General features: G+C 66.5%; 23 protein-coding genes and 1 pseudogene. 10 read left to right on the top strand and 14 right to left on the bottom strand.

The features are described 5' to 3' along the window. Positions 1-52: 52 nt before the first annotated feature. The 4 genes from ACFVTM_RS06550 to ACFVTM_RS06535 form a co-directional block, all read right to left on the bottom strand. Positions 53-583: a DinB family protein gene (locus tag ACFVTM_RS06550; RefSeq protein WP_390202584.1), complete on the bottom strand. Its 531-nt coding sequence runs from the start codon at positions 581-583 to the stop codon at positions 53-55. A gap of 34 nt (positions 584-617) precedes the next feature. Further along, positions 618-1,103 (bottom strand): GNAT family N-acetyltransferase, encoded by a 486-nt coding sequence (locus tag ACFVTM_RS06545; protein ID WP_390202814.1) that lies wholly within the window; start codon positions 1,101-1,103, stop codon positions 618-620. Positions 1,104-1,138: 35 nt separating this feature from the next. Continuing rightward, positions 1,139-1,489 (bottom strand): ArsR/SmtB family transcription factor, encoded by a 351-nt coding sequence (locus tag ACFVTM_RS06540; RefSeq protein WP_390202583.1) that lies wholly within the window; start codon positions 1,487-1,489, stop codon positions 1,139-1,141. A 70-nt stretch (positions 1,490-1,559) separates the two neighbouring features. After that, positions 1,560-2,300, bottom strand: a complete 741-nt coding sequence (locus tag ACFVTM_RS06535) for an aquaporin (protein WP_390202582.1) — start codon at positions 2,298-2,300, stop codon at positions 1,560-1,562. A gap of 45 nt (positions 2,301-2,345) precedes the next feature. On the opposite strand from ACFVTM_RS06535, the gene ACFVTM_RS06530 reads away from it, so the two are divergent. From ACFVTM_RS06530 to ACFVTM_RS06520, 3 genes are all read left to right on the top strand, one after another. Then, positions 2,346-3,020, top strand: a complete 675-nt coding sequence (locus ACFVTM_RS06530; protein WP_390202581.1) for a metalloregulator ArsR/SmtB family transcription factor — start codon at positions 2,346-2,348, stop codon at positions 3,018-3,020. 145 nt (positions 3,021-3,165) lie between these two features. Then, positions 3,166-3,588 carry an arsenate reductase ArsC gene (locus ACFVTM_RS06525; protein WP_390202580.1) on the top strand — a complete coding sequence of 141 codons (423 nt, stop codon included), beginning with the start codon at positions 3,166-3,168 and terminating at the stop codon, positions 3,586-3,588. A gap of 199 nt (positions 3,589-3,787) precedes the next feature. Beyond that, positions 3,788-5,164 carry an FAD-dependent oxidoreductase gene (locus tag ACFVTM_RS06520; protein WP_390202579.1) on the top strand — a complete coding sequence of 459 codons (1,377 nt, stop codon included), beginning with the start codon at positions 3,788-3,790 and terminating at the stop codon, positions 5,162-5,164. Between the two features lie 73 nt (positions 5,165-5,237). On the opposite strand, the gene ACFVTM_RS06515 is transcribed toward ACFVTM_RS06520, so the two are convergent. The 5 genes from ACFVTM_RS06515 to ACFVTM_RS06495 all read right to left on the bottom strand — a co-directional run bounded on the left by ACFVTM_RS06515 (position 5,238) and on the right by ACFVTM_RS06495 (position 11,170). Further along, a complete protein-coding gene (locus ACFVTM_RS06515) occupies positions 5,238-5,876 on the bottom strand; it encodes a LysE family translocator (RefSeq protein ID WP_390202578.1) in 639 nt (212 codons plus the stop codon). A gap of 178 nt (positions 5,877-6,054) precedes the next feature. After that, positions 6,055-8,532 (bottom strand): PEP/pyruvate-binding domain-containing protein, encoded by a 2,478-nt coding sequence (locus ACFVTM_RS06510; protein ID WP_390202577.1) that lies wholly within the window; start codon positions 8,530-8,532, stop codon positions 6,055-6,057. Positions 8,533-8,571: 39 nt separating this feature from the next. Continuing rightward, positions 8,572-9,507 (bottom strand): polyphosphate kinase 2, encoded by a 936-nt coding sequence (ppk2, locus tag ACFVTM_RS06505; protein WP_390202576.1) that lies wholly within the window; start codon positions 9,505-9,507, stop codon positions 8,572-8,574. 228 nt (positions 9,508-9,735) lie between these two features. Next, positions 9,736-10,503, bottom strand: coding sequence for an SDR family NAD(P)-dependent oxidoreductase (locus ACFVTM_RS06500; protein WP_390202575.1), 768 nt, complete (start codon positions 10,501-10,503; stop codon positions 9,736-9,738). A gap of 79 nt (positions 10,504-10,582) precedes the next feature. Continuing rightward, positions 10,583-11,170: a ferritin gene (locus tag ACFVTM_RS06495; protein WP_390202574.1), complete on the bottom strand. Its 588-nt coding sequence runs from the start codon at positions 11,168-11,170 to the stop codon at positions 10,583-10,585. Positions 11,171-11,351: 181 nt separating this feature from the next. Between ACFVTM_RS06495 and ACFVTM_RS06490 the strand changes: the two genes are divergently transcribed. Next, positions 11,352-12,089: a VOC family protein gene (locus ACFVTM_RS06490; RefSeq protein ID WP_390202572.1), complete on the top strand. Its 738-nt coding sequence runs from the start codon at positions 11,352-11,354 to the stop codon at positions 12,087-12,089. Between the two features lie 116 nt (positions 12,090-12,205). Here ACFVTM_RS06490 and ACFVTM_RS06485 read toward each other — a convergent pair whose 3' ends face one another. Both ACFVTM_RS06485 and ACFVTM_RS06480 read right to left on the bottom strand, forming a co-directional pair. Next, positions 12,206-12,553 carry an SRPBCC family protein gene (locus tag ACFVTM_RS06485; RefSeq protein ID WP_390202571.1) on the bottom strand — a complete coding sequence of 116 codons (348 nt, stop codon included), beginning with the start codon at positions 12,551-12,553 and terminating at the stop codon, positions 12,206-12,208. A gap of 104 nt (positions 12,554-12,657) precedes the next feature. Then, positions 12,658-13,044, bottom strand: a complete 387-nt coding sequence (locus ACFVTM_RS06480; RefSeq protein ID WP_390202570.1) for an ArsR/SmtB family transcription factor — start codon at positions 13,042-13,044, stop codon at positions 12,658-12,660. A gap of 349 nt (positions 13,045-13,393) precedes the next feature. Between ACFVTM_RS06480 and ACFVTM_RS06475 the strand changes: the two genes are divergently transcribed. The 6 genes from ACFVTM_RS06475 (at position 13,394) to ACFVTM_RS06450 (ending at position 17,267) form a co-directional block, all read left to right on the top strand. Then, entirely contained in the window at positions 13,394-13,870 is a 477-nt protein-coding gene (locus ACFVTM_RS06475) for a YegP family protein (protein WP_390202569.1), read from the top strand. Positions 13,871-13,916: 46 nt separating this feature from the next. Beyond that, the gene (locus tag ACFVTM_RS06470; protein WP_390202568.1) at positions 13,917-14,594 is read left to right on the top strand and encodes a PAS and ANTAR domain-containing protein; all 678 of its coding nucleotides are present in this window, start codon (positions 13,917-13,919) and stop codon (positions 14,592-14,594) included. 138 nt (positions 14,595-14,732) lie between these two features. Then, positions 14,733-15,302, top strand: coding sequence for a TetR/AcrR family transcriptional regulator (locus ACFVTM_RS06465; protein WP_390202813.1), 570 nt, complete (start codon positions 14,733-14,735; stop codon positions 15,300-15,302). A gap of 187 nt (positions 15,303-15,489) precedes the next feature. After that, on the top strand, positions 15,490-15,897 hold the full coding sequence (locus ACFVTM_RS06460) for an ArsR/SmtB family transcription factor (protein ID WP_390202567.1): 408 nt from the start codon (positions 15,490-15,492) through the stop codon (positions 15,895-15,897). Continuing rightward, the gene (locus ACFVTM_RS06455) at positions 15,894-16,874 is read left to right on the top strand and encodes a TIGR03086 family metal-binding protein (protein ID WP_390202566.1); all 981 of its coding nucleotides are present in this window, start codon (positions 15,894-15,896) and stop codon (positions 16,872-16,874) included. The genes ACFVTM_RS06460 and ACFVTM_RS06455 overlap by 4 nt, the downstream gene beginning before the upstream one ends. A 54-nt stretch (positions 16,875-16,928) precedes the next feature. Beyond that, on the top strand, positions 16,929-17,267 hold the full coding sequence (locus tag ACFVTM_RS06450) for a hypothetical protein (protein WP_390202565.1): 339 nt from the start codon (positions 16,929-16,931) through the stop codon (positions 17,265-17,267). Here the strand turns inward: ACFVTM_RS06450 and ACFVTM_RS06445 are convergent. The 3 genes and pseudogenes from ACFVTM_RS06445 to ACFVTM_RS06435 all read right to left on the bottom strand — a co-directional run bounded on the left by ACFVTM_RS06445 (position 17,237) and on the right by ACFVTM_RS06435 (position 18,680). Further along, entirely contained in the window at positions 17,237-17,941 is a 705-nt protein-coding gene (locus ACFVTM_RS06445; RefSeq protein ID WP_390202564.1) for an ATP-binding cassette domain-containing protein, read from the bottom strand. The genes ACFVTM_RS06450 and ACFVTM_RS06445 overlap by 31 nt on opposite strands. Positions 17,942-18,032: 91 nt before the next feature. Then, positions 18,033-18,161: pseudogene (locus ACFVTM_RS06440) on the bottom strand (ATP-binding cassette domain-containing protein); the annotation flags it as partial. A 54-nt stretch (positions 18,162-18,215) separates the two neighbouring features. Continuing rightward, on the bottom strand, positions 18,216-18,680 hold the full coding sequence (locus ACFVTM_RS06435) for a hypothetical protein (RefSeq protein WP_390202563.1): 465 nt from the start codon (positions 18,678-18,680) through the stop codon (positions 18,216-18,218). Positions 18,681-18,709: the final 29 nt, after the last annotated feature.

Here is an 18,709-nt window from a genome sequence, read left to right as displayed (position 1 = left end):
GTTCTGGCGGTCCCGCGGCTGGGTCCGCCCACTCTGCTTGCGCCGTGCCTGGCTATTGGAGCGGTTGGCCGAGGCTTAGCTGCCGGGCGTGAAAGTCGAAATGAAGTGTGGGGTAGGCGTAGACGTCGTTCAGTGTCATCGACGGCGCGAAGAACGGGTCCCACCGGTCCGGAAATGGCATCGATCTTGACAGCGCAGTGGGCTTCTCGCGTTCCAGCCGGCGCGATATGGCGGTGATGCTCTTGTCGAGTTTCCGGGCCATCCGCCGCTTGTTGTAGAGGCGGGCCGCGGCCCGGGAGCCCCAGTAGTTGATGGCGTCGAACGGGCGTGTTCCGGCGTTCAGGACTGCGGCGAAGGCAGTGCCGACGGGCCTGGGGAGCCTGCTGACGACATGGACCAGCGGAAGCAGGGCGCGGACCACCATGTAGCCGAAAACCATGTGGAAGAGCAGTTCCTCGTTAGTCCACCGCGTCCCGTTACTCTTGCGGGAAAGGTCCGGGGCGGTTGCGCTCTGCAGCAAGGCGTCGAGGGCGTGCCGGGCGCGGCGGTATCCGGCCAGGATGTCCGCCTTGGGTGGTTCCACGTCGTGCCGTCCTCCTGTTCAGGCGATGGGCCGTTCAGATGGCGGGGGAGCGGCGTTCGATCAGGACGGTGTCGCGCCACTGCCCGGTGAGCGGCCCGTGGGTCATCCTGGCGATGCGCCGCCTGCGCCCGACAACGACGTAGCCGTTGGCCAAGTGAAGTTTGAGGCTGGCTTCGTTTTCGGGGAAGACGCTGGCCTGAATGGTCCAGATCCCGTCACTCTCTGTGGAGTCTGCCAAGGCCTGCAGAAGCGCTCCGCCCAGGCCGCGACCGCGTGCAGCGGCTGCGATGTAGACGGAGTGCTCCACCACGCCAGCGTAGACAGGGCGGGCAGACACGGGGGCGACCGCGGCCCAGCCAAGGATCTGGCCTTCTGCGGTTTCGGCGACGAGCCGGTGGCGGGGCAGTCTGGAACTGTTGAAGCGGTCCCAGTCCGGCGCGTCTGATTCGAACGTGGCGTGGCCGGTGGCGATTCCCTCACGGTAGATCCCTTCGACGGCCGCCCAGTCGCCGTCGCGCATGGCACGGATCGTGACCGTGGACTGTTCGGGCGCGGTCACAGGGTCGCCAGGAGTCCGGCCGTCTGTTCCAGGGCGCCGGGAACCAGGGAGTAGTAGGCCCACGTGCCGCGCTTTTCACGGTGCAGCAGGCCCGCATCGACCAGGATCTTCAGGTGGTGGGAGACCGTGGGCTGGCCCAGGTCCAGCGGTTCGGTCAGGTCACAGACGCAGGATTCACCGGAGGGATCGGCCTTGACGATGGAGAGCAGCCGCAAGCGATTCGGATCGGCCAACGCCTTGAAGACCAGCGCCTTCTGCTTCGCCTCCTCAGCACCGAGGGCAGGCACACCTGCCGGGGTGCAGCAGGCTTCATCCGTGGCCGGCTGGAGGATAGGAAGCAAGTTCATGTACCAATTATGCCCTGATATTGATAATCATCAATGTAGCGGCGCCTCGTTCGGCCAGCTGCCGGCGAGGCTAGGAGCTTACTGTTTCCGAACTGTGCGCCAGGACGGCGTCGTCTGCCGCGCGGTCCGCGGAGGGGAACAGGATGAGGAGGAGTCCAAGCCCTGCCGCCGCGCCGATCAGCTGCGCTACCACGAAGCCGGGAACGGAGGCGGGTGCGATGCCGGCGAAAGTGTCAGTGAAGATGCGTCCTACCGTGACTGCCGGGTTGGCGAACGATGACGAGGACGTGAACCAGTAGGCGGCCCCGATGTAGGCCCCTACTGCCGGTGCCGCGAGAACGCCACGGGATGTGGCGGCCAGGGCGAAAATGAGCAGGATGAGTCCGGCGGTAGCGACGACCTCGCCCAGCAGGTGTCCCGAGGTTGCGCGCTCCTTGGTGGAGATAGAAGTGCCCACCTCAAACATTGCGTTCGCCACGACGCTGCCGCTGACTGCCCCCACTGTCTGCGCAGCGATGTACGTGCCAAGTTCCGGCAAGGGCAGCCCAGTACCGCGGCGTCGGCCCAGAATCCAGTCGGCGAGGGAGACCACGGGATTGAAGTGCGCGCCGCTCACCGGCCCGAGTACCAGGATCAGCACCGTCAGTCCCAATACCGTGGCGGCGCTGTTCTGGAGCAGCTGCAGGCCAACGTCACTGGGGGAAAGCTGCTGGGCGGTCATCCCGGAGCCCACGACGATCATCACGAGCAAACTGGTGCCGAGCAGTTCGGCGGCGGCGCGGCGCCACAGCGGCGGCTGGTTGGAAGTCATGGCAACAGCTTGACCGAGAGAATTGCCTCAGTCAAAATTGAATCAATGACTACTGACCCAGTTGAAGGTTTTCGGGCGCGGGTCGCTAAGCACGCCGCCCTCGCGGATCCTGCGCGGCTGCGCATCGTGGACTTGCTGACCCTGGGGGACCTTTCCCCTACGGAGCTGCAGGCCGAACTCGGGATGCCGTCAAACCTGCTTTCCCACCATCTGCGCACGCTGGAAGGCGCCGGTCTGGTGACCCGCCACCGTTCGGAGGCCGATAGGCGCCGCAGCTACATCCGGCTGGCTGCCGGCGCTCTCGACGGGCTGGTGCCTGGCGCTGAACACGGAGCCCGCCGCGTCCTCTTCGTCTGCACCCGGAACAGCGCCCGGTCCCAGCTGGCCGCCGCACTCTGGAACCGGGCCAGCGAAATCCCCTCGACTTCCGCGGGTACGCATCCCGCGGACCGCATCGCCTCAGGCGCCATTGATGTCGCCCGCCGCCACGGCGTCGCCCTCTCGGACCTTCCCCCGCGCCGGCTGGATGAGGTGGGGCAAGATGAAGACTTCGTCGTGACGGTATGCGACAACGCCCACGAGGAAATCCCCAGCCTGGGAGGGATCCACTGGTCCGTTCCGGATCCGCTTCGGCTGAACACCGAGGACGCCTTTGAGGGCGCCTTTACCGACATCGCCCGCCGCGTCAGCGACCTCGCACCCCGCCTGCACGCGGCCTAAATCGAAGCCTCGCAAATATTGACAAGTATCGATCTACTGGTCGATACTTCATGCATCGACAAACATCAATGTCTTAGCAGCCAAAGTGGTGCGGGGACGACGACCTCATCAAAACCGATCCGCACCTGATTCCAGGAGAAAACCCGTGAGCACCGAAACCGCCAAGAAGCCCTCCGTCCTGTTTGTCTGCGTCCACAACGCTGGCCGCTCCCAGATGGCCGCCGCCTTCCTCACCACCCTCGGGGAGGGCCGGATTGAGGTCCGCTCGGCCGGTTCCCAGCCCGCGGACAAGGTCAACCCGGCAGCCGTGGAGGCCATGGCCGAACTCGGCATCGACATGTCCGCCGAAATCCCGAAGATCCTCACCACCGAGGCCGTAAAGGAATCCGACGTCGTGATCACCATGGGCTGCGGCGACGAATGCCCCTACTTCCCCGGCAAGCGCTACGAGGACTGGGTCCTGGAAGACCCCGCCGGGCAGGGCGTGGACTCCGTCCGCCCGATCCGCGACGAGATCAAGACCCGCATCGAGGACCTGATCGCCTCCCTCACGACCGTCGCCAAGTAACCCCTACTGAGCATCGGGAGACCCGGGTTTCCCGGAACGGGGAGGAGGTGAGCTGAATGAACACCGGATGCTGCGGCGATGGCTGCTGCGACGACAATCAGGACTGCTGCTGACACCCTCCCGCCTGCCGGCCCCACCAGGGACCGGCAGGTGCCTCCCAACAGAACCGCCACACCCTACGGACGAAACAGAGGAAACCATGGATTCAGCGAAGAACCTCCCCGTCGCCGTGATCGGCGCCGGCCCCGTGGGCCTGGCCGCCGCGGCCCACCTGATCGAACGCGGCCTGGGACCGCTGATCTTCGAAGCCGGCGCCGCCGCGGGCGCCGCGATCGAGCAGTGGCGCCACATCCGGCTGTTCTCCCCGTGGCGGTTCAACATCGACGCCGCCGCCGCCCGGCTGCTCGAAGCCTCCGGCTGGGAACAGCCCCGGCCCACGGCCCTTCCCTACGGCGGGGAACTCATCGACAACTACCTAACCCCGCTGGCCGCCCTCCCGGCCGTCAGCTCCCGGCTGCAGACCGGCGCCAGGGTCATCGCGGTGACCCGGCCCGGCATGGACAAGACCCACACCCGCAACCGAGAGAGCACACCGTTCGTCGTCCGGGTCGAACACGCGGACGGGGAAACCCGCGACCACACCGTCGCGGCCGTCATTGATGCCTCTGGCACCTGGTCCACCCGCAACCCGCTCGGCACCTCCGGGCTTCCCGCCATCGGCGAAGACTCCGCCGAGGACCGGATCTCCTCTCCGCTCCCGGACATCACCGGCCGTGAGCGTGCCTCGTTCGCCGGCCGCCGAGTCCTGGTGGTCGGCGCGGGACACTCCGCCGCCAACACCCTGATCAGCCTCGCCGACCTGGCCAAAGACGAGCCGGGCACCCGGATCCTCTGGGCGGTCCGCGGCGCGTCCGCCGAGAAGGTCTACGGCGGGGGAGACGCCGACGGGCTTCCTGCCCGCGGACAGCTAGGGGCCCGCTTGCGCCGCCTCGTCGAGGCGGGAACCATCGAACTGCACACCGGCTTCGGCATCGGCTCGCTGAAATCCCTCGACGCGCACGTGACCGTCGAGTCCGTGGACGGCCGGACCCTCGAGGCCGACGTCGTCGTTCCCTGCACCGGTTTCCGTCCGGACCTGGACATCCTCCGTGAACTCCGCCTGAACCTGGACCCCGCCGTGGAAGCGCCCACCGAACTGGGCCCGCTGATCGACCCCGAATTCCACTCCTGCGGCACCGTCCCCCCGCACGGCGCAGCACTGCTGGCCCACCCGGACAAGGGCTTTTACATCGTCGGCATGAAGTCCTACGGCCGGGCGCCGACCTTCCTGCTCGCCACCGGCTACGAACAGGTCCGCTCCGTCGCCGCCGCCCTAGCCGGGGACCGCGAAGCGGCCGACACCGTCCAGCTCGAACTCCCCGAAACCGGCGTTTGCTCCTCTGACGCCGGCACCAGCTGCGACGTCCCGGCCGCCCGCCGCGTCGCCTCCGAGCCCTTGTGCTGCGCCGCCCCTGAGCCGGTGCTCGTCGGGTTCCCCACCGGACTGGCCCACGGCCGCTCCGGCGAAAACAACTAAAGCTGGCTTCCCTCCACGAACCACCACACGACGGCACCCGTGTTGCAGTCCGGGAACCGGACGGTCCCTGCGGCTACGAGCTCGCGCTCGACGCCAGCACGCCCAGTCCGAGGGCGGCGATGATGCCGCTGCTGCCGCGTTCGAGCCACTGGCTTACCCGTGGGCGCTGCAGCCATGCCATTGCCTTCGCCGCCGCGATGGCTACAGCCGCCAGATAGAGGAAGCCGATGGCGCTTTCGATGGCACCGAGCACCAGGGCGGTGTCCAGGGTGTTGCCGCCGTGTGGAATGAACTGCGGGACGACGGCGAGGTAGAAAAGGCCGACTTTGGGGTTGAGGAGTGTGGAGAGTGCGCCGGCGCCGAACCCAGTCCTCCGACTGTGGCTGCGGCGCGGAGAGCGCCCGTCCGTTGTTGAGGGGGTTGTTGTGCCGCGGGCACGGATCAGCGACGAGATTCCCAAGTACAGCAGATACAGCCCGCCCGCGATCTTTAGCCACCGGAACACCTCCGCGGAGTCCTCCAGCACGGCGGCCAGTCCCACGCCGACCAGCGCGGCCCAGACCATGGAAGCCAGCGCCGAGCCGAACGCCGCTGCCAGGCCGGCCCCGGCGCTCTGCAGCGAGATCCGCAGCACCAGGAAGGTGTCCGGGCCGGGGGTGACGGAAAGCAGCAGGCACAGCCCGGCGAAGGCCAGCAGGGTTACGGCGGTCATGAGGACCATTGTCGGGGTGCCGGCCGCCTGGTTGCAATTGCAGCGGGATGTATGTCGTCGTCGGGCCTCCGGAACGATGGGTGCCCCGCCAGGGAACCCCATCGTGACGGAACACCTCTTGAACCTCCGACCCGCAGCCATCTGGAAAGCCCGTCCTAGGTCATCGGGCCGGCTTCGGCTACGTCGCGGGCATGACCAGCCCGGTTCCGCCGTCCACGGTGACACGCTGGCCGGTCGTGAGGATGCTGGTGCCGTTGCGGGTTCCCATGACGGCGGGTATGCCATACTCGCGGGCCACGATGGCCGCATGCGAGCCGATCCCTCCGGTGTCGACCACGACGGCGGCGGCCCGTTGGAACAGGGGTGTCCAGGACGGGTTGGTGTAGGGGCAGACGAGGATTTCGCCGCTGCGCAGGTCCCCGAATTCTGCCGGCTGCAAGATAATGCGCACGGCGCCGGCGGCGGTGCCCCGGCTGGCGCCCGATCCCTTCACAAGCGCACCCGCGCCACGCGCCGTCTCCCCGAACAGGTCGATCAGGTCCAGGAGCGGAACGGCTGCCAGTTCGCGGCGTTTTGCGGTGCGCGCGATCACGAGGCTGCGCCACCGGTCCCGCTCGCCGGCGGTGAGGCGGGCAGGGTCGGCTATGGTGCAGAGTTCTTCAAACCTCAGGTGGAAGACCTCGCCCGGGCCTTCGACGATTTCCGCCGCCTGCAGCTGCTGGCCGAGGCTCAGCAGGGACTTGCGCAGCGGGGGCAACAGCGCCGTGGCGAAAAAGTGCGTGTCCTCCCGGAAGGCCATTCCTGCCTTGGCCTGCTCGACGGCGTTCAGGACGAGGCGCCGGAACCGGGGGAGCTTCATGGCCGGGTGGGCCAGGAGTTCCCGGAACGCGTTGCCGGTCTGGTCTGTTTTCGCAGGCGGGGCATCAACCAGGACCTTGACCAGTCCGAGGACAACTTCGGGGGCCTCGGACCAGGTCGGCGAACTGCTCAGCACCACGCTGGAAGTCTCCCGGTGGCCATAGGTCCGCAGGAAAGCATCGAACCGGCCCGCGAAGTCCGTGTACCGCGGATTCGCCAGGATTGACGTGATGTCCGGCGTGCCAGGCTGTTCAAACACGGCCCGCAGGCTGGGGTCGGCACGCACCAGGCCGGCCAGCGTGTCCAGCTCCTGATTCGCGGCGCTGGTTTGCGTGGGTGCGCCGGCGTTCAGCGCGGGGGCCAGCCGTGACTTGCCGAGCAGAAGCAGCACCGACCTCAGCCTGGCTTGGGAGATCAGCAGACCGGGGAAATACGAGACGCGCAGGTCTGTGATCGGTGCCAGCCCCGCGAATATGCGGCGCACATGTTGGAGGGCTTGAGCCCAGTCCAGCTGTCCGGGATCCTGCATGTTCAGCCTGTCCACCTCGGCCAGATAGGCCGCAAGCCGTAAATCGCCGGTCCACTGTGACAGTTTGAAGCGGCGGCCCCTGGCCAGGATCGAGGCCGGCGCGCCCAGGATCTTGAACGTGGGGCGGGGTACTGGTGGCACCAGCCGGACCACCACGCCGTCCTCTTCGGGCAGGATCTGCGCGACGGTGGGGAAGCCAACACCGATGCTGCCGGCCATCCGCCGGAGCATGTCGAACAGCCCGAGCCGAAGCCACCCGGAAACATCCAGCGGATAAGGCCGCTCGTTGAACATCTCGACATACGTGGGGCCGATTCTCTTCTGCAAGAAGTTCAGGTCCGCGGGTTCGGGCGGCAACGCCGTCATCGGACGTGCCTGCAGCAGAAACACGCTGCCTCCGGCCACTGCCCACTCCACGTCCTGCGGCATCCCGAAGTGGTCTACTGCCCGTCCGCAAAGCCCGGCCAGCCGGGTGAGCTGGTCGTTGCTCAGCGCAGGCTTGCTGCTCCTGCCTATTGCGGCACTGGCGCCGGGAACGGATCCGGCGCCGGTGAACACCGCAGAGCCCCCGGGCTGCCAACTCATGAGCCGGCCACGGCGGTCCATCACGTAGTGTTCGGGGGTCACGGTTCCGGAGACGACAGCCTCGCCCAAACCCCGGCCGGCGTCCAGGACAATCCGGTCCCTTCGTCCCGTAACCGGGTCTGCGCAGAACATCACGCCGGCAACATCGGCGTCCACCATGCTTTGGACGACGACGGCGATCGCCAGGCCCTCTGTGGTTATGCCCTGCCGTTTCCGGTAGGAAATCGCCCGGTCGGTCCACAAGGAGGTCCAACAGCCAGCGACCGCGATGAGCAGCGCTTCCTCTCCCACCACGTTCAGGAACGTGTCCTGCTGACCGGCGAACGCGGCTCCGGGGAGGTCCTCGGCCGTGGCGCTGGAACGGACGGCCACCGCACCGGATCCCAGACGCCGGTAGGCAGCTGCGATCGCATCGCGCACACCCGCGGGCATGGCCGCCCCGCTGAAGGCTGCCCGGATCGTTCCTCCCTCCGCATCTTCCTGCAGCAGACCGCTGAGGGTCTGGGCCAATCCTGTCTCCTCGAGCATCAATTCATAGGCCGAGGTGGTGATGACGAATCCGGGAGGCACCGGGAAACCGGCCCGTATCAGTTCGCCCAGATTCGCCCCTTTCCCGCCGGCGACGGATCTGTGGCCCGCGCCGACGTCCGCCAGGCTGGTTACGGTGCCGTCCGGAGGCGCCATCGGCCCCGCTTCAGTGCGGTCATCGGTCATGGGGACGCGCTAGTCGCCGGCGGCTTCGCGGCCGCGGCGCACTATGAGCCGGTCGGGGCTGTGGACCACAGACGTGTCCTTGTCCTCGTAGTCGAACTGGTTGAGGAAGTAGCGCATGGCGTTGATCCGTCCGCGCTTCTTGTCGTTGAACTTGATGGTGATCCACGGTGCATGGTCCGTGTCGGTTCGCACGAACGTCTCTTCCTTGGCCGCTGTGTACTCCTCCCACCGGTCCAGGGAGGCCAGGTCGATGGGGGAGAGCTTCCAGCGCCGCACCGGGTCGATCTGCCGGATCGCAAAGCGGGTGCGCTGCTCATGGCGGGTCACTGAGAACCAAAACTTGGTCAGGTGGATCCCGGCGTCCACCAGCATCCTCTCGAAGAGCGGCGCCTGAACCATGAAAGTGTCGAATTCCTGCTCCGTGCAGAAGCCCATGACCCGCTCCACATTCGCCCGGTTGTACCAGGAGCGGTCGAACATCACGATCTCTCCGGCCGTCGGCAGGTGCTGGATGTAGCGCTGGAAGTACCACTGGCCAAGTTCACGGTCGGAGGGTTTACTCAGCGCCACCGCCCGGGCCGAGCGGGGATTCAGGTGCTCGGTGAAGCGCTTGATCGTGCCGCCCTTGCCAGCCGCATCCCGGCCCTCGAAAACGATCACGTGCCGCAGCTCCTGGTCCTGGCCCCAGTACTGGAATTTGAGCAGTTCAACCTGGAGCCGGTATTTCTCCAGCTCGTACTCCTCGCGGGACATCCGTTCGTCGTAGGGGTAGTCCTCCCGCCACGTCTGCACGGCCGAACCGCCGGGGTGGATCAGCTCTGGATCCTCCCCTTGCCCGCCGCGCACCGTGTACCCCATCTCCACGAGATGGTCGATCGCCTCCCGCAGGTTTTCCCGGAGCCAGCCCTGATCCTCGGGTGTCCACGTCCTGTCCGCCTGCGACATCTCAGGCCCCCTCTCGCCTCGCTTAACCGTCACCTGAAACACATGGTGCCGACTGCGTTCGACACTCAGCTGAGACGCAACTGAGTTCATCGAATGCGACCAGCGTAAGCCGCCGGATGGAACTCAGGATAGAGACCATTTGGGTGACCGGTCGTTGCATCGCCGCTCCCGCCGGGACGGGCTGAGGCGGTGCCGCAGGAGGAGGCTGAATTCCTGGGGTTCTTCGGCTCAGAAGAGCGTGATGCCGGTCAGTTCGGCGAGTTTGTCGGCGAGCCTGTCCTGGAAGTCGGGGTCGGTGACCTCGGGTGCGGGCTTCTGCCGCCGGCGGTGGTGCCAGTAGCCGGCGGAGCCCAGGGCGGCGGGGTCGTTGCTGACGGCGAGCCAGCACTGGGTGTCGTGGCCCATGGCCAGGTCATCAGGCGCGCCCGGGCCGCCCATCTTGGTGGGGACCCAGCCGGGGTCAACGGAGTTGCTGAGCACGGAGGGCCAGTGCCGGGCGACCGAGGCGGAGAGCGCCGAGACGTGGAGCTTGCTCTCGGAGTAGGCGGCGCTGGCATTCCAGCGCCGCCCGGTCCAGTCGATGTCCTGGAGGTTGCCGCGGGCGCCGTGGTGCATGCCGCTGCTGACGTAGATCAGGCGGCGGGGGCGTTCGATCAGGGCAGTGAGAATGTAGGGGGCGAGTACGTTGACGGCCAGGGTACGGGAGTGGCCTTCCGGGGTGGCGACGCGCCCGGGCGAGAGGTAGACGCCGGCATTGTGGATGACGGCGTCCATCCGCCCGTGTCCGTTGACCTGTTCGGCGAGGTCCCGCGTTTCGGCGGCGCTGCTGAGGTCACCAATGACGACGCCGGCAGCCTGCGCGGCGAGTTCGGCGAGGACGGCGGCTCGTTCCCTGGTGCGGGCGTGCAGCAGAACCTGGTGGCCGTCCTTAAGGAGCGTCCGGGCGGTGGCGAGGCCGAGTCCGTCGGTCGAGCCGGTGATGAAAATGCGTGCCATGGGGTGCTCCAACATGTAGCCGTTCACCCCTGGGGGTGACTCGCCGCGCGCGTTGGAATGGTGAATCGGTGCCCGGCCGTCAGAGTGCTCCGCCGGCGGCTTCCGGTGTTCCGGAGTCGTGGTTCCCTCCGGCCTGTCCGGTGTGATGGCCGCCGGATCCGTGGTGCCCGCCGACGCCGCCCTGGTCCCCGACGCGCTCACGGGCCAGGAAGTTTTCGACGTCGAAGAGGTTGTCCGCCCGCCGGGCAATGTTTAGCAACGTGGTCATCGAGGCAACCTCCTCGACCTGTTCCTTGAGGAACCAGAGCATGAATTGTTCTCCCAGGGCGTCGTTCTCAGCCCGGGCTGCGGCGAAGATAGCCTTGATGTTCTCGGTGACGTCCTGTTCCTGGGCGAGGGCAAGGGCGAGTGGTTCTTCGACGGTCGCGAAGTCGTTCCGGACCGGTTCGATGCCGGGGATCTCAATCTTGAGTCCGCGGTCCAGGATGTAGCGGACCATCATCATGGCGTGGTTGCGTTCTTCGAGCGACTGCCGGTAGAAGTGTTTGGCCAGTTGCGGAAGGTCCTGCCCGTCAAACCATGCGGCCACTGCGACGTATTGGTGGGAGGCGGCGAATTCGTTGCCGACTTGGCGGGTCAGCAGTTCGGTGAAACTTGCGGTTCCCATCGGGGTCTCCTCGCGTTGTTCTGCATTTCCGCGGGCAGGGCCGGGATCGGCCGGGTTGCCGCTGGATTGGGCTCCTTCGAGACTCCCCGATGCGTGGCGACCGGTCAATACCCCTTCGTTCATGTTCCGGCACCGCGCGTCTGCCCATGCCGGGTATGACGTGGGTATAGGGTCGGGCGGTATGGCGCTGCGACTTGTTCAGGTGAATTTCAAGGCTCGGGATGACTCCGCGCTCGGCAGGTTTTGGGCGGAGGCGCTCGGCTGGGGTGTTTCCAGCGAGGGGCCCGGTGTGACCAATGTTGAACCGGTGGGCTTCGTCTACCCGGACCCCGCCGCCTTCTGCGTCGATGTGGTCACCGTCCCGGACCCCGAGGCGGTGAGGTACCGCGCGCACCTCGATCTCGCCAGCACTTCTGCGGCCCATCAGGCCGAGCTGGTGGCGCACCTATTGGAGCTCGGTGCGACGCCGGCCGACGTGGGCCAGGGTGATGTGCCGTGGACGGTTTTGGCCGACCCGGAGGGCAACCTGTTCCGCGTGCTGGAGCCGCGAGCGATCTACCGGGACACCGGGCCGATCGCCGCGGTGGTGGTCAGCTGTGCGGATCCGCGGGCCATGGCCCGGTTCTGGGGCGAGGCGACGGACTGGACCCTGCACGAGGTGACCGACGATCATGCGAGGCTGCGTTCGGCCAAGGGTGTGGGGCCGTATCTGGAGTTCCTTCGCACGCCCGCCGTGAAGTCCGTGTGGGGCCGTGTCCATCTCGATCTGAGGCCGTACCCAGGGGACGATCAAGCGGCAGAGGTGGCCAGGCTGCGGGCCCTGGGCGCCACTGACGCCGACGTCGGGCAGGGCGATGTCCCGTGGGTGTGCCTTGCCGACTCAGAAGGCAACGAGTTCTGCGTACTCACCCCGGGCTGACGGGGATGCTGGAGGCGCCGGACGCCGCCGCTAGGCTGATTCGAGAACGTTCTTGAGGTTGGCCAGTTGGGCGACCTCGGCGTTCATGGTGCGGACGATCATCGGACCCACGAGCTTCATGAGTCCCTTGGGCTGCATGTCCAAGGTGAACAGAACAGTCGTTTCGCCGGCACTTCACTGAGGTGATAGGCGCCGGCCGGGCGGGCCGGGCCAGCCACGACCTGGAAAGCCAGCTGCTTGCCGGGGTCCGCGGTGGTGATTTCGTAGTCACCTGCGATGGGCCGGCCGCCGGGGCCGGTCGGGGTCTGGCTGTACACAGCCCCAAGATCCCCGGGCGCGCCACTCTTCAGTGCGATGTCCTGAATCCCCGACCGCCATGCCGGGTTGTTCAGCCCGTCAGCGAGGAACGCGTAAACGTCATCCGGGGAGCGGCTGATGGTGGTCTGGTTCTCGGCGTGAGCCATGGCTACCCCTACTGGTTCAGTCCCGGCCGATTCCCGGCCCGTCGATGTTGTCCATACTGTACGTCGTGCGGCCGGCGCCGTCCGGCGTCGAGGTGTGCAGGGGCCTAGCGGATTGCCTCTTCCCGCGTGTCTTCGCCGGCCTCTTCCTGGGTTTCGCCCAGGGGGCTCACAGTCAAGCGGCTGGTGTGGAGAAGAGTGCCGAGCAGGGATCGGGCGGCTGCGAGCAGGACGTTCACCTCGGGGCTGGCCAGTTCATAGAACAGCCGCCCTTCACGTCGTGAGGGGACAACCAGGCGCTGGCGGCGGAGCAGGCTCAAGTGCTGGGAGAGGTTAGAGGGCTCCAGGCCTGTGTTGTCTCGGAGTCTGCTCACGGCAACCGGCCCGTCAGCGAGCATTTCCAGCAGTTGGATTCGAGCAGGGTGGCCCATGGACTTGAAAAGTTCGGCCTTCACGTCGGTGAGGACCATACCTGCGGGAAGATCATCCGGCATCGGGACCTCCCTCCTTCACATTCACATTTTCTGAGCCGCGCATCTGCGCAGAACCCGCCGCAAGGAAACTAATAACCCCGAGACAGAAAAGTCTGTCTTGTACCCTTCACGATTAGCCCGCTCGCACATACATCGTAGCGTCCGGCTGCTGTCATGTCGCCGCCGCGCCGCCGCCGGTAGACAAAGTGTTACCTCTTGCGCAGGTCAGAGCCATAGTTCAGACTTTCATGAATTCATCAATTAGATCCGGCCCCCGGTGTGCGGCTGGCGTCGTATGGGTGGATGCAGGCTGTTCCCGGTGACAACGGCGTCACCGGGAGCAATCGGGTCTCAGCTTCAGGAGGGTTCTATGACCGGCATGTTTGAACTGTTCACCGATTCCGACACTTCCTACCGATTCCGACTGACCGCCCCGGACGGGACCATCATGGCCCTCTCGAAGCCCTTCCCAGACAAGCGATCAGCGGTGGCCGGGATCGCCGCAGTGCGGGAGTACGCCGGCATGGGGCATGTGACGGAAATTGCGAAACCGCAAAACGACGCCACGGACCAGCCCGTGGCCGGCAGGCTTCCCCAAACAGCCGGCATGCACCGTGGCACCCATGAGGCACGTTCTGTTGAGGCGCGTTCAGTTGAGACGCACGCACGGGGGAGGTCGGTCGGTGGCGGAGCGTCCGGATCCCCGGGCCGGCCGCCGCGCATCCGAATCCCTTCCGCCGCGCGATTCCTGGGCGGACGGGCCGTCGTCCGGAATCAGCAGCTGATTGTGCGGTGGCGGCAGGCTCTGGAACCGCAGACCGGGGAGGTCGGGCTGAGCTCATGCTGACCGTCGTCGTGGCCCGCGACACCCGGCTGGAGAGGCAGGCGCGTCCATGACCGAACTGAAGGCACTGCAGGCCTACTCCAGCGCCCTGGCCGGAGAGGACTGCCGCGCGGGGACCTTTCACTACGATGTGGTTTCCGGGGAGCTCGAGTGGTCCGAGCAGATCTACCAGATCCACGGCTACCGCCGCGGCGAGGTTGTGCCGACACTGGGACTCTTGATGTCCCACACGCACCCCGAAGACCGGAAGCGGTGCAGGGAAATCTTTGAGGAAGTGTGCCGTGGGGGAGGATTTTTTGCCAACTACCACCGCCTGTTCGACGCACGCCGGCGGGAACGCCGCGTCCTGGCGGCGGGGGAGGGTGTTGCCGGCCGTGATGGGAACGTACTTTATGTTGAGGGCTTCATCCTCGATCTCACCAGGACGATCCAGCTGGAAACGGACCGGTCCGCCCGCGACGCCATTGCCGGAGCCATCGGCACGCGGGGCCTTATTGAACAGGCCAAGGGCATCCTGATGGGAATCCTGCACATCGGTTCCGACGCCGCCTTCGAACGGCTTTCCGCCTACAGCCAGCACCACAACATCAAGCTGGCCCATGCGGCCTCGGCAATCGTCAGGCTGGCCAACAACACGCATGAATCCGCCACCCTCCGCAGCCTTGTTCACGCACTGGACAGCCGCTGCTCGGCACGCCAGGACGCGGACCGCGTGCTTCATCCCTAGGAGGAACCGACTGTAGCCAGTCATAAAGGAATAGATCGCAACGAGGCAGACCGGTCTGTCCGCCCCCTCGCGGTGTAAAATTCTTTTATCATGACTGTCAACGATTCCGCGGGTTCTACGCTGTTGCCCGCTACAGCCATGGTCGGCCGCGATGATCCGGTGGACCGTATTCTCGCGACTGCCTATGAGTTGTTCTCCCGCCGCGGCATCCGCGGCGTCGGAGTCAACGAGCTGATCAACAGTTCAGGGGTCTCAAAGGCGACCTTCTACCGGCACTTTCCGTCCAAGGACGCCCTGGTGCTGGCCTTCCTGGAACTCCGCGACCAGGTGTGGACCGTGGACCTCATTGTGGCGGAAGCCAGGAGGCGGGGTAGTACCCCCGAGGAACAGTTGCTCGCCGTATTTGACGTCTTCGGCGACTGGTTCCAGCGTGACGACTTCGAGGCATGCTCCTTCATCAACGTCCTGCTGGAGATGGGCGCCGGCCACCCCCTGGGGAAGGCGAGTATCGACTACCTCAGCCGCATCAGGGGTCACATCCAAGCCCTGGCCGAGGAAGCCGGGCTGGACCGCCCCGAGGAATTTTCCCGCTCTTGGCACATTCTGATGAAGGGCTCCATCATCTCGGCCACCGAGGGGGACCTGCTGGCCTCCAAACGGGCCCAGCAGATGGCCCGCTGGCTCATCGAACACCACCGCGGCCTGTAGTCGCGAACCCTGAACCGGACGACTGACCCGCGACTGACCTCCGCCCGCTAGCCATAGCTAGCGGGCGTCGTCGTCGGTATGCCCCCTGCTCAGCGCGAAAACAGCTCAGCTCCCAATTCCGCTCAGCGCCCAAAACGGCGCCGCCGGGCACTGCGCCCCGATCCCGCGCCCTTCCGAAATCTTCCACTTGCGCAATACGTTAGCGAACACTAACGTATTTATCGTGTTGGATGCCTTGGAGATCGCTGCGGAGCCGAACCGGCGGCGGCTGCTTCATCTCCTGGCCAGCCATGAACAGGCGGTCGGGGAGTTGGCTGCCCATTTCACCGTGAGCCGCTCTGCCGTGTCCCAGCACCTGCTGCTGCTGGAGCAGGCCGGCCTGGTATCTGCGCGCAAAGAGGGACGCAACAGGTATTACAGACTCGACCCAGAGGGCATGGGCCGGCTGCGTGAACTGGTCGAACAGTTCTGGACCAACGAGCTGGACCTGCTGGCATCAGAGGCGGCAGCACTTGCCGCCCAGCGTCACGGGCCCCCGCAACATCACACGGCCAAAACAGACAGTTCGCTTCAAGACAAAGGACCACTCTCATGACGTTCGATAAGACCATCCACCTGCCCGTCGGCGCCGACGAGGCCTTCGCACTCATCACCGAACCGGAACGCCTGCGCCGCTGGCAGGCCGTGGCGGCCCGCGTTGACCTTCGCATCGGCGGCGAATACCGCTGGACCGTCACCCCCGGCCACCACGCCGCCGGCACCTTCCAGGAGATCGAGCCGGGCAAGCGCATCGTCTTCACCTGGAGCTGGGAAGCCGGAATGGACCTGGCACCTGGCACGTCCACCGTGACGATCACACTGGAACCCGATGCCGAGGGCACCACCCTCCGCCTGTGCCACGAAGGGCTCAATCCCGAGCAGGCCGCAGCCCACGCCGAAGGCTGGAACCACTACCTGGACCGCCTCATCGCCGCGACCACGTCCGCGGCCGGCGCCGGGCCGGACGAATGGTCGGCGGCCCCGGACCCGATCGATCACATCAGCTCCGCCGAGGCCTCACTCGCCGTGCTCCTGGGCGTGCTGCGCAAGCTCACCCCGGAAGACCGCGAGAAAGCCACACCCTGCGAAGACTTCACGGCCCACGAACTGCTGGAGCACCTGGCCGGCTCGCTGAAGCACATCGGCGGCGCGCTCGGCGCGGACCTGACAGATGACGCCGGTGCAGCCCCGGAGGTGCGCATCGCCGGACTTGCGCAGCCAACTCTCGAGGCATTCACCCGCCGCGGTGTCGAAGGCAGCGTCGATATGGGCTTCGCTGAACTGCCGGCCACTGTCGTCGCAGGGATCATCAACCTGGAGCTGCTCGTGCACGCGTGGGACTTCGCGAAAGCCAGCGGCCAGGAACTCGTCGTCTCCGACGTCGTCACCGACTACGTCGAGGGCCTTGCCCAGCTGACCATTTCCGACCAGGTCCGGAACGGCGGCAGCTTCGCCGCCGTCCAGCCGGTCGCGGAAACCGCCGGCAGCCTGGAGCGCCTGATCGCGTTCACGGGCCGATCCGTCGCCGTCTGAAGTCTTCAGAATCCACCAGTAACTAGTCGCGGAACCCAGGAAAGCAGGACCAACATGTCCAAGTTCGTCTTCATCTACCACGCCCCGATGACCCCCGCAGAGGCCGCGCCGCCCGCGCCGGAGGACATGGCGGCCGCCATGGAACAGTGGAACAACTGGGCGGCCAAGGTCGGCGACGGCCTGATCGACTTCGGAACGCCCCTGGCCAACGGTGTCCGCGTTTCCGCCGGCGGAGCCACGGCGCCGAGCCAGCGTGAAGTCGCCGGATACAGCATCATCGAGGCGGACAGCCTTGAGGCGGCCGTGGAACTGGCCAAGGTGCACCCGCACCTGAGCATGCCGGGCGGCTGTGAGATCGAGGTTCACGAGGCCCAGCAGATTCCCGGGATGTAAAAGCCCGGCCCGATGCTGGTGGCGTGTTTGCCGCGGCCCAACGGCAGCGTCGAACACGCCACCCTCCTAGGGAGAGGGTACTCAGCGGTTGGGGCTAGAACCGGATTGCATCGATGACCTTGACCCGGACCGCCACGACGGCGGGAATTGCCCGGCCTGGCACCGACGAGAACGACCGACGCCAGGCCGAGCAGTGCCGCGTCCAGAGGGAACGGCGGATACTCGGTCAGGCCCGGTGCGATCTTAGATTCGAGCCAGGGATTCTTCACCACGGCGACGGCAAGCATCACGCCGGCGACCCCGGCCACCGCCGTCGCCACAACAGACTCCATCATGACGCCCAGGAAGATGCGCAGGGACGTGGCGCCGAAGCTTCGCCGAATCCCGATTTCCCGCACGCGGTAGCGCACGGCCCCCGCGGTGATCTCCGCTGCGGCGAGCACGCCAGCATCCAGCCGGTAGCACGCCCGGGCGAGGGCCGCGACATTTACATCGTGCGTGATGGTGATCAGCGTGGCTCCCGATTCGGTCGCCACGGTATCCAGCAGCGCCATGACGGCCTGCCCGGTATCGACGTCGAGGGCGCCGGTGGGCTCGTCCGCCAGAATGAGCCGGGGCCGGCGAACCAGGGCCCGCGCGATCGCCACTCTCTGCTGTTCCCCGCCCGAGAGCATGTTCGGCAGCGTATCCGCGCAACGCCGCCCGAGCGTTGTTGCTCAGCCGTTGCACAGGGGTTCCCTGGAATCTAAGTTCCCCGCTGGTGGGCAGGTCCAGCAGCCCGAGGAGGTTCAGCAGCGTGGACTTCCCGCACCCGGAACGGCCGATCACCGCCGTGTGGTCTCCGGCGTGGACGGCAAGGTCAACGGCCCCGGAGAATGTGCAGTTCCTGATCATCGGGAAGCCGGACAGTCCGGGTCACGCCCGAAAGGGACACCAGTTCTTCCATGGTCATCCGCCCGCCGCGATGGAACCGGGCCCGGCGAACTGCTCGCCGGGCTGTCGTGCCGGGGCGCCGGGAATGAACTCCAGCACCGCTTCACCTTCGGCCAGGCCGGAGACTATCTCCACCACCGAACCGTCGTTGAGCCCCAGCCGCACCTTGCGCTCCTGAGGCTCTCCACCCGGCTCGCCGGCTGGCTCTCCACCCGGCTTTTCGGCCGGGCTTCCGGTTGAGGGATCAGGTACAGCTCCCGCGGGAGCGAGCCACACAAATCCTTCCTTCACGCTGCCGCGAACGGACGTGAGCGGCACCGTGACGACGTCGGTGGCCTGGCCTGCGGTCACTGTCAGCTGGGGACGCCGCCCATCCGGCCCGTCGGTGGTCGATGAATTGCCGCATTCTTCTCCCAATAGGCCCATCGCCGCGGAGTGATTCGCCGCCGGCTTTCTTTGCAGCGCCGGAGGGCGCAACATTCGGCTACTTCTTTGGAATTCTTTCGCGC

The sequence above is a fragment of the Arthrobacter sp. NPDC058130 genome, from assembly GCF_042884475.1.
Classification (GTDB): domain Bacteria; phylum Actinomycetota; class Actinomycetes; order Actinomycetales; family Micrococcaceae; genus Arthrobacter.
Note: the sequence above shows the minus strand (reverse complement) of the source record. Positions and strands in the feature narration are given on the sequence as shown.